The organism is Anaerosporobacter sp., assembly GCF_031551385.1.
Lineage (GTDB): Bacteria > Bacillota > Clostridia > Lachnospirales > Lachnospiraceae > Anaerosporobacter.
Genome location: NZ_JAVBNS010000296.1, coordinates 1 through 3,440, shown reverse-complemented (window position 1 = coordinate 3,440; position 3,440 = coordinate 1). Strand labels below are relative to the sequence as shown.

Here is a 3,440-nt window from a genome sequence, read left to right as displayed (position 1 = left end):
GAATAAACGTACCATTGTGAATTCCCATTGATTGAATATAATAAGGACGCTGTGTTCCCGGAAGAATATCTACAATAATAATTGTCTTCCCTTCTATTTCTTGCAACGAAATATCCGGAACAATCAGAGGCTCACAACTATCCGAAATAGCATTTATAATAGCATCCATCGTCTTGAATACGGTTTCATTACTTATTCCAGTCACTTTATAAGTATCATCCTTTACGCCGAATAGTAATCTTCCACCATTTCCATTCGCAAAAGCAACTACGGTTTTCATATACTTAATACTTTTTTCTGGCAAAGATTCTTTAAACTCTACTGTTTTTGATTCACCAGCAAGAATTTCTTCCATTAGCATGTTATCACTTCCTTTCAATTTCATTTCTATCTAGATTAGATTTTACTATATCTTCAACATTCTTACAACATCGATATTGTCCAAGTAGATATATTTTAAATTTCTCCATTAGCATTTGTAATTTACATATTAGACTCATCTTCTCTATAAAACTCCAAAAAACAGAGTATTTTCTTCTATTTTTATTGATTTATGGGTATCTATGCTATATAATCATAACAACTAATTAGATAGAGCCTTAAACTTAGAAAGGATTCATTATGAAAAAATCTCTTATACTAACACTACTTTGTGTGCTATCTTTTACTGCTTGCAATAGTAAAGATAGTAAAATTGAATCATCATTAACACTTAAATCGTCCACTACAAGTAATGATTTAAGTGATGATATAAGCAATGAAAAAGGTTCCTTTACAAATCCATATGACGGAGAAAATGAAACATTTCAAATTACTTGCCAAGCCCCACACTATGGAAAAGAATCTGAAATTGTTTTAGAATTTTCGAATACCTATTTATGCAAAGAAAAAAATGGTTGGATGATACAAGGTGATGTTTCTTTTATTTCTGGAAATGATTCTATTCCTATTCATATTAACGATTATGTTACGGTGTTATATTATAGCAAAGAGGGGATTATTGGATATGGTCGCAACACCTTATTTGACAGTGATTCAAGCAACAATAAGGAATTTGTATTTGCTAAAAATGAAGAAGGCTCCACCACCTCAAATAGCTTACTTGATGGCTATATATATAGTCATATTAGATATAGACCATTTGAAATAGAGGCTCCTGAATTGGGGTGCATTAGTTATTTTGATGGAAATGAATATAAAGAAGTGTTTTTTGGTAAATACACTGGTTATAAGAATAATACCATTCATAATAATAGCAAAATCAAGCCAATATTCACCACGACATCTTCTTCTACAGCTAACCGTATATACACTGATAAAGGATCAATTACCAATCCTTATGATGGGTTAAATGAATCCATTCAAGTTACATGTCAGGCTCCGGGCTATGGTAAAGAATCTGAAATTGTCTTAGAATTTACTATCGGCCTGATTAGAGTTAGGGCTGGTTGGATGATAGAAGGGACAATCGCTTTTATTTCTGGAAGTACTGCTACTCCCATTCATATTGATGATTATATCAATGTCTTATACTACAATAAGGAGGGCATCGTTGGATCTAACCATAACATTCTAATGGATTCTGATTCTGAGGATGACGAAGGATATGTTTTCCACAACCCTCTAGAACGGAGTAATAGTAAAAAAATTTTTAGTGATGGTTATATCTATAATTTTCTTAATCGTGACGACTTAAACGGACAAGTTCCCAAAATTGGCTCTGTCCAATACTTTGACGGAACGGATTATCAAGAAGTATTCTTTTGTAGATATTCTGGTCGCATACCTAAGGGTATAGATGATTAATCTTAACCTAACAGAGCGCAAAGAACTGCATTCATCACAGTTCTTTGCGCTCTGTTATTATCTCATATCACTTCATAGTATATATAATAATACTACGATCCACTCTACTGCTCACTAGAAATCAACGACATATTTCCTTCTAAGCAATACTCTCCATATCCAAATGGAAGAATAAAATGCGTTCCTTTCTTGATAGCAACGCCATCAACAGTTCCTTCACCATCGATTACACTATAGATTCTGAACTTGTTATCCTGCTTCAATGTAACTGAACCATGAACATCTTGCTTATTCACCGTGTAGTAGGAACAAGAAACTAGTTTTTCTTGATCCATTGCATCACCTTTTACTAATTCACATTTTACAGAAGCAGAGTCCACGTCAAAAGGAGCTTCAATAACAGCAATACTCTTTTCAATGTGCAATTCTCTTGGTTTACCATCTGTCAAACGGTTATAATCATACACACGGTATGTAATATCACTGTTTTGTTGTGTTTCTAAGATTACTGTTCCACCTTTAATTGCATGAACTGTTCCAGGATTGATTTGGAAAAAGTCCCCCTTCTTAATAGGAATCGTACGAATGAATTCATCCCAACGTCCGTTAAGAATCATTTCCTTCACTTCTTCGTTATCATTTGCATTATGTCCAACAACAATCGATGCATCGGCATCACAATCTAATATATACCAACATTCTGTCTTGCCTAAAGAACCATTTTCGTTCTCTTTCGCATAACTATCATCGGGATGTACTTGAATGCTTAAATCTTGTTTTGCATCAATGATTTTAATTAATAGTGGAAAGCTCTCCCCCTCTTGATTGCCAAAAAGCTCTCTATGATTCTTCCACAATGACGATAATGTTTGTCCTTTATATGCACCAGAAGCAACCACGCAATCACCATTGTCATGCGCACTTACCGCCCAACACTCACCCGTATGATCGCTCGGAATTTCATAGTTGAAATCATCACGTAATCGTGTACCTCCCCATAAAACTTCCTTCATAACTGGTTCTAAGAAAATTATCTGTTCTGTATTTTTGTTCATATTATTTATTAACTCCCTTTTTATTTTACTTTTAAAATCAAACTCTCCAAACATTACTAAATATAAATGAATACTTGACAATCTTTATTTATACTACAATTTACCTGTACTTGTGTCTCAGCGAATACGCGTTGAAAATATATCAAAGTTTTGCTCAAAAATTTAATACACAAGTACATCAATTCATCTTATCAAGTGCCAACTTAATACATCCCATAATCCCTTGATTATCATTTAACTTAGGAAATACAATATAATTCTCTATGTCACGTAACTCTGGTGTATCAAGATATCCATTTAATAAGCGGATTACTTCTCTGTGAATAATCGGCATCACTTGTTCTTGGTGCATAACACCACCTCCAAGTATGATTCTTTGTGGAGATAACGTAAGAATATAATTTACCAAGGCTTGCGCGATATAGAAGCCTTCCAGTTCCCATACCTCTTTATTCTCAACTAATTCATGTCCCTTCTTGCCATATCTGCCTTCAATTGCTGGTCCAGCAGCAAGCCCTTCCATACAATTTTCATGATATGGGCAACAACCTTTGAACGTATCTTGTGGGTGCTTCGCTC

General features: G+C 34.2%; 4 protein-coding genes. 1 reads left to right on the top strand and 3 read right to left on the bottom strand.

What is annotated here, in order from left to right; translation table 11 throughout:
- Positions 1-361: AlbA family DNA-binding domain-containing protein (locus RMR19_RS21790; RefSeq protein ID WP_310605620.1), on the bottom strand; the 361-nt coding region annotated here is incomplete at its 3' end.
- Positions 362-621: 260 nt separating this feature from the next.
- On the opposite strand from RMR19_RS21790, the gene RMR19_RS21785 reads away from it, so the two are divergent.
- Positions 622-1,806 (top strand): hypothetical protein, encoded by a 1,185-nt coding sequence (locus RMR19_RS21785; RefSeq protein WP_310605619.1) that lies wholly within the window; start codon positions 622-624, stop codon positions 1,804-1,806.
- Positions 1,807-1,910: 104 nt separating this feature from the next.
- Here RMR19_RS21785 and manA read toward each other — a convergent pair whose 3' ends face one another.
- Positions 1,911-2,861 (bottom strand): mannose-6-phosphate isomerase, class I, encoded by a 951-nt coding sequence (gene manA / locus RMR19_RS21780; protein ID WP_310605618.1) that lies wholly within the window; start codon positions 2,859-2,861, stop codon positions 1,911-1,913.
- Between the two features lie 178 nt (positions 2,862-3,039).
- The coding region (locus tag RMR19_RS21775; RefSeq protein ID WP_310605617.1) for an ROK family protein at positions 3,040-3,440 on the bottom strand (401 nt) is incomplete at its 5' end.